This window comes from Collinsella sp. TF07-1, assembly GCF_003437235.1.
Lineage (GTDB): Bacteria > Actinomycetota > Coriobacteriia > Coriobacteriales > Coriobacteriaceae > Collinsella.
Genome location: NZ_QSRV01000003.1, coordinates 134,492 through 141,191 on the forward strand (window position 1 = coordinate 134,492; position 6,700 = coordinate 141,191).

Annotated in this window: 4 protein-coding genes; 2 read left to right on the plus strand and 2 right to left on the minus strand. The window is 61.9% G+C overall.

All coding sequences use genetic code 11. The annotated features are described in order from the left end of the window. Positions 1 to 274 precede the first annotated feature (274 nt). Both DXC67_RS02320 and DXC67_RS02325 read right to left on the minus strand, forming a co-directional pair. On the minus strand, positions 275 to 1,129 hold the full coding sequence (locus tag DXC67_RS02320; RefSeq protein WP_117637201.1) for a MurR/RpiR family transcriptional regulator: 855 nt from the start codon (positions 1,127 to 1,129) through the stop codon (positions 275 to 277). Positions 1,130 to 1,295: 166 nt separating this feature from the next. Further along, positions 1,296 to 3,887: a glycosyl hydrolase gene (locus DXC67_RS02325; RefSeq protein ID WP_117637202.1), complete on the minus strand. Its 2,592-nt coding sequence runs from the start codon at positions 3,885 to 3,887 to the stop codon at positions 1,296 to 1,298. Between the two features lie 114 nt (positions 3,888 to 4,001). Between DXC67_RS02325 and DXC67_RS02330 the strand changes: the two genes are divergently transcribed. Further along, on the plus strand, positions 4,002 to 4,994 hold the full coding sequence (locus DXC67_RS02330; protein ID WP_117637203.1) for an AraC family transcriptional regulator: 993 nt from the start codon (positions 4,002 to 4,004) through the stop codon (positions 4,992 to 4,994). Positions 4,995 to 5,161: 167 nt separating this feature from the next. Continuing rightward, positions 5,162 to 6,610 (plus strand): glycoside hydrolase family 1 protein, encoded by a 1,449-nt coding sequence (locus DXC67_RS02335; RefSeq protein ID WP_117637204.1) that lies wholly within the window; start codon positions 5,162 to 5,164, stop codon positions 6,608 to 6,610. The last annotated feature ends 90 nt before the right edge of the window (positions 6,611 to 6,700 follow it).

Genomic DNA, 6,700 nt, shown 5'->3' on the forward strand with positions numbered 1-6,700 from the left:
GACGCTGCGCGCCGCCCAGGGCGACAATTTGTCATTCAAAAGGCGAGGCATGACCAGAAGGTCAATGCCTCGCCTTTTTCATGCCAACTTGTCCGCCCTGGACGTCGCTCGCTGTCCGTCCTCTACTTGCGGCGTTGTCTTGCTCCGAATGCGGCAAAATGCGGCCCGCTCGCTGCCGTTGCCAAAACATCGGCGTTGCCGGAGTGGTCATTGGGGACGTTCTTAAACGACTACTTGCTCTCGTTAGATAAGCGTCCGAGAACCACGCTCGTCGCTACTTGAGCCCGGGTAGGCGGGTGTAGGGGAACGAGCGCTCTAGGAACTCGGAGCAGCGGGCGTAATCTTTGGCAAAGTAGCTGCTATAGAGCGAATCGAGTACGTATTGCACGGCGATATGGCTGGCGAACTGCGTGATGCGGTGCGTCATGCTCTCGTGGTCGCTTACCGTGAGATAGGCGGCAAAGCCGGGGTGAATGCGGGCACAGTGCGGCGTGCCGATGACGATGACCGGGACATGTCGACTGCTAAGGATCGGCAAGATCTCCTTGAGGTTGGGGGCAAGGCCGCTGTAGGAGATGACGATTGCCACATGGTCGGGACCCGAGGCGAGCGCCGTGCGCACCTGCGCCTCGACGCTGTCGTGGCACGTCGCGCTTTTGCCGGCGGAAAGCAGGCGATCGCGGAACATTCCCGCTGGATACAGGTTATGCGAGCCCGTGTAGATGTCCACGGTGCCGGCGCGCATGATGAGCTTGGCGGCGTGGTCGAGCTGTGCAGGGTCGAGCAGCTCCTGCGTTTCGGCCAAGGTGGTCTGGTAGAGCCCCTCCATGCGCTCCATCACCTGCGCAGGGGTGGAGGTGGCATCGAAGGGAAAGTTGATGTCCACGTCGCGCCGGTTGCCCGCCTCGGTCGCCTGGCGGATGAGCTCGACCTTGAGGTCTTTGAATCCCTTGAGGCCGAGCTTTTTGCAAAAGCGGTGCACACTCGCGACCGAAACGTTGGCGCACGCGGCAAATTCCTTAATGGAAAGCCCGCGCACATCCTCGCCCATGGCGAGGGCCGTTCGCCCAAGTTGTTGCTCGGTGGGGGTGAGGCTTTTGCCCTGCGTGATCTTTCGCCTGATATCCATATGGCTCCTATGCGTTTGCGTCGCGATAAACCAATCATAGCGATAAATAAAACGTTCGGCTTGGCTGGGAGTTTTGGTCCGCCGGTCTATGAACGACGGACCGCTCGACGCTGTGCGGGCTCAACATAGGGGCGCTGTCCTTGTTGGGCCGTTTGCGCCCGGGGCGTTACCCGAGCACGCGTACGGGCCCCAAGAGACCGCTGGGCTCGGAGGGCTCGGTCATGCCGAACACGTCGGGGACGGCGTGGTCGAGGGTGTTGATGATGTCAATCGTGAGCGCGTGCTCACCGGCTAAAAGTGCGGCGGCCTCAAAGCGGTAAGGCGGACAGATGCGGGTGCCGAGGGATTTGCCGTCGAGGGTGACGGTTGCGGTCTCAAAGACCTCCCCAAGGTCGATGACAGCGCGGCTGGCCGCTTCGCCCAGGACAAAGGAGGCCTGGTAGCGGAACGTGCCGGCCTTGCCGGGGAACTCGGCCGAGGAAAGGTCGTGCAGGTCTGCAAGCTCAACAGACTCGCCAAAGGCATCGGTACCAGGGGCAGAGAAGGCAACCGCCCAGGGCCCGTCGACGCATGTGGCTTCGTCTCCAGCAGTTGCCGCGCCGGCGGAACCTGTAGCCCCAAGGACCACGATGCAGCTCTCGTAGGGAGCCAGCTCGAGCGTGCCGTCAAAGGCGGCGGGATCGGTGCCGTTGAGCAGGTCGAGGCGCGCGCCTGCAACGGGTATGCCGTCGGCAAGCGCAATCTGAGTGGAGATACCCTGCTTGGGATGCTCGTTGACGAGCATCAGATAGGTCTCGCCCGCCCGCTCGTAGCGCAGTGCGCGCAGCCAGGGCTGGGACTCGGCACAAACCACGGTCTGCATACCGGCGTCGGCAAGCGTGCCTGCGAGCTCGGCGGTTGCCAGGAGCTTGATGCCGGCGACCGCGGCTGCATCCACGGAGGCAAAGCCCTCGCGGGCTGCAATATCACCGTCGTAGCGCTTGCTCGGCAACTCATCCAGCGCGTACACGGCAACACCTGCGGCTGCGGCGCGCGCGGCAAAGTCGAGCACGGCTCCGCCGACAAACTCGGCTCCGGGCATCACCAGGCAGCGGTATGCCTGGCCGTTCACGCCAAAGCCGCTACCGTCTGCGGCAATTTCAACGGCATAGCGCCCTGCGTCCTCAAATGCCTCTGCCGGCACGATGTCAAAGTCGACCTGCGCGCGCATAAGCTCGGAGGCGGCATGCTGCATAAAGTTCGCCTCGCCTGTCCACTCGGCGTCCGCATGGTAGAGAAGCGCCACCGGGGTCGTTGCGCGCCCGCCGCTCAGCAGGCTCGCCGTACGGTTCATGTAGCTCATGAGCTGCCCAAAGTGTGCAAACTGGGGGTTTTGGCCATGCGCATAGAAATGCGGCGGGCAGTCCCAGTCGGGGAAGGCGGCCATGCTAAAGGCATGCGGCACAAACCAATTGACGCCGCGCACCAAAAAATGATCGGCGATCCACTTCATCTCGCGTAGGCCTTCGTGCCATCCAAATGCGCCAAAGACCTCGGCCATGCAGCGCCCCTGCTTTTTGGGATCGAGGTGTGCTGCCGAGGAGCCCAGCTTGGGCAGCACGTAGTTATAGAACTCGAGGTCCCACACGCCGCGTCCGTAGCTGTGAAGGCCGCGGTCCATGCCGGGTACCAGCTGGTTGATCACGATGTCGACGCCCGCCATGTCCTGACCGCCCACGGCGCGGAAGTAGTGCCCGGCGCCCACGCCCAGGCGCGCGTGGCAGTCCTTGTCCTCGATAACGTGGCCGATGTACTGCACGCCGCGCGCGCGGCACCAGTCTCCGAGCTGGTCGCAGAAGCACTCCTTATAGAGGGTGCTCGCGATGTCCATATAGACGTGGCGTACGTGCGCGCCGGCCGGCTCGCGGTCCCACAGGTGCGGGAGCTCGGCCAGGTAGCGCTCGCCCAGTGCCGCGCGCAGGCGACGCTCAAGCTCGGCCGACCAGGGTAGGGGCGCGGTGGCCTTGCCGATGAGCGTGTCCGAGATGCCATCGGGGCCCGTGGTGCCCTTCTCGTTGGCAAATCCGGGCTCATCGGAGAAAAAGCCCAGGATCGTCTTGCCAAACTCATCGCCCAGATGCTCAAAATGCGGCTCGTAGACAGCATCGATGAGCTGCGCCACCGAGGCGCGGTCGACCATATTGATGTAGTCCTCGTTGTAGGAGGTCTTGCCGCTCGTGAACATCACGCATGCCTGCGTGAGGCCCGCAGGTGCATCGAAGACCAGGCGGCTGGGGTTGCCGTCTGCATCGTCGATTACTCGGTAAGCGACGTCGACGGGGCTGCCGTCCTGCATAAATGTCACGCCGTAGAAGCGCTCCGTTTTGTCGAGCATGTTGGCGAGCGCGATGCTCGCGGCGGACGTGGGGCCCACGATGTCGAACGTGCGGTGCGTGAGCACGATCTTGCGGAGCTCGGGCACGGCCTCCTTGACGGCGCCGTTGGCAAAGCCCGTGGGGAAGTGCGCGTCGTCCAAGATCCAGAGCTTAAGGCCCAGCTGCTTGCACTCGTCAATGACAAAGCGCAAGTCGCGCCACCAGCCCTCGCCGCAAAAATCGGGGTGTGGGCGGCTTTCGAGACAGACCTCGTGGATGTCGGCGCCGGCGATCTTTTCCAGATACTCGGCAATGGTCTTATGGCTCTCGCCCTTCATCCACAAAAACGGAAGCACGTGGTTGTCGTATGTGCCCTCGAGCACCTGCTGATAGTACGCGGTCATGGATCCTCCTTGGCTCGATCGATCTGCTGCATAGCACAGATTATGGACGCGTCGGCGCGTTCTGCTAATATCTGAATCACGACGAACTATGACCAAATCAACGATTGGCAAGCCATGGAGATCGACGAGCTCGAGCGTAGGCTCAGCGAACTGAGCGCCAGTGAGATCGCTTATAAAGACGGCATGGCATTTGATTGGTCGATTATGACCGAGCATGTCGAAATCGACGGATGCCCAGTGCGCAAGATTGGGCAGCCAGGGTTTGCCTATGCCCAGCCCGGCATGCCGCGTGGCCTGACGATAAGGAAAAACTCGCGTTTTAATGCAGTTCCCGAGCACGTGCATGATTACGTGGAGATGAGCTATGTGTATCGCGGGCGCTGCCCGCAGACGGTGGCGGGGGAGAGGCTCGAGTTGCGCCGCAACGAGGTGCTTTTGCTCGACGCCCTTTGCCCTCATGCCGTGGCGGCGCTCGGCGAGGACGACATCATGCTGAGCATGACCGTTTCACGCTCTTTTTTGCGCCGGAGTCTCGAGTCGAGCCTCTCGCGCGAGAGCGCGGTCTCGCGGTTTTTGTTCAACGCGCTCAACAGCGAGACGGACCATCGGGGCCATGTCCGTTTTCATTGCGGCGAGAGCCGTCGGATTCGGCGCTACATGCAGGAGATGCTCTGCGAGCTGTACGACCCGAGCCCCAACGGTCCCGAGATCGTCTTGCGTCTGTTTCAGCTGTTTTTGGCCGAGCTCATGGATTGCTACGAGCGCGAGCTGGTGCGCGGCGCGGCGGACGGCGCGGCGGGGCCCACTGCCCTGGTGACGGGAATGCTCGGCTATATCGATCGCGAATTCGCCGCGTGCTCCCTCGAGGGGATGGCGGCGGAGTTTGGCTTGAGCCCTAATTATGCGACGGCGCTCCTTAAGCGGCATGTGGGCAAGACCTTTAGGCAGCTTGTGCAGGAGCGACGCCTGGTACATGCGGCCGAGCTTCTGCGCGGCGGCGCCACGGCCGGGGCGGCTGCGCATGCGGTGGGCTATGAAAACATGAGCTTCTTCTACCGTAAGTTTCACGACAAGTATGGCTGCACCCCCGCGGCATACCGCCGGTAAGCGCGGGGCGGATCGTCTTCGCTCCTTCGGTGTCAAAAAGTTTCAGCTGCAGCGCTGTTGCAGCGCGCGTCTGCGAAAAGAAGTGTCGGGTTTGGCACCCCTGCCCCTGCCTGTCGCGTGCGTGGGCGATACTCGGCCTATCGACCCGCAATGCAAAGGAGATGCTCATGGCAAACATCAAGTTCCCCGAGGGTTTCTATTGGGGCGGCGCCACGGCCGCCAATCAGTTTGAGGGCGCTTGGAACGTGGACGGCCGCGGTCCGTCGGTCGACGACCACTTCTTGGGTGGCAGCTACAAGGAGCCGCGCCAGATTACGATCGACATCGACCCTAACCGCTTCTACCCCAACCATGACGGCATCGATTTCTACCATCACTACGAGGAGGACATCGCGCTGTTCGCCGAGATGGGCTTCAACATGTTCCGCATGTCCATCTCTTGGAGCCGCATCTTCCCCAACGGTGACGACGCCGAGCCCAACGAGGCAGGTCTCGCCTTCTACGACCGCGTCTTCGACTGCCTGCGCGCTCACAATATTGAGCCGCTCGTGACCCTGTCGCACTACGAGATGCCCTATCACCTGGTCGAGAAATACAATGGCTGGGCGAGCCGCGAGCTCATCGGCTTCTTTGAGAAGTACTGCCAGACCGTCTTCGACCGCTATCAGGACAAGGTCAAGTTCTGGCTCACCTTCAACGAGATCAACTGCGGCACCCAGGACATGGGTAACCTCTTTGGGACCAGCATGATCCAGGGCTTTGAGGGCCCGGCTTCGGCGGTCCACACCACGCCGCAGGCCCGTATGCAGGCCCTGCATCACCAGTTTGTCGCCAGCGGCCGCGTCGTGCGCTATGCCCACGAGCACTATCCGCAGTTTAAGATGGGCAACATGGACTGCTTCATCCTCTCCTATGCCGCCACGTGCGATCCGGCCGACGTGTTCGCCACGCAGCAGGAGATGAATATCATGAACTGGTACTGCTCCGACGTGCAGGTGCGCGGCAAGTATCCGTTCTATGCCAAGCGCTTCTGGGCCGAAAACGATGTCGAGCTCGTGATGGAGGACGGCGACCTGCAGGATATCGCCGACGGCAAGGTCGATTTCTACACCTTTAGCTACTACATGTCCGGCACCGTGGGCACCCACAAGGATCACGAGATGACCGAGGGCAACATGACCTTTGGCGGCAAGAACCCCTATCTGGAGTCCACCGATTGGGGCTGGCAGATCGATCCGCTGGGCCTGCGCATCGCCCTCAACGAGATTTACGCCCGCTACGAGATTCCGCTGATGGTGGTCGAGAACGGCATGGGCGCCTACGACGAGGTCGAGGAGGACGGCTCCATCCATGACCCGTATCGCATCGCCTACTTGCAGAGCCACGTCAAGGCCATGGGCGAGGCCATTGCCGACGGCGTCGACCTGATCGCCTACACCTGGTGGGGCCCCATCGACCTGGTTTCCGCCGGCACGGGCGAGATGCGCAAGCGCTACGGCTTTATCCACGTCGATAAGTACGACGACGGCACCGGTACCTACGAGCGACGCCGCAAAGACAGCTTCTACGCCTACCAGAAGATCATCAAGTCCAACGGTGCCGAGGGCCTGGATTAATCGACAATATGAGTGCCACCGGGGAAAAGCGTTGGGATGGTTGATTTTCAATCTCAACGCAACAGCCTGAACGGGCCCCGCGTTTCCGCA

Coding starts and splice junctions, on each gene's coding strand:
- DXC67_RS02330 (WP_117637203.1), top strand. CDS start 4,002: ATGGAGATCGACGAGCTCGAGCGTAGGCTCAGCGAACTGAGCGCCAGT.
- DXC67_RS02335 (WP_117637204.1), top strand. CDS start 5,162: ATGGCAAACATCAAGTTCCCCGAGGGTTTCTATTGGGGCGGCGCCACG.
- DXC67_RS02325 (WP_117637202.1), bottom strand. CDS start 3,887: ATGACCGCGTACTATCAGCAGGTGCTCGAGGGCACATACGACAACCAC.
- DXC67_RS02320 (WP_117637201.1), bottom strand. CDS start 1,129: ATGGATATCAGGCGAAAGATCACGCAGGGCAAAAGCCTCACCCCCACC.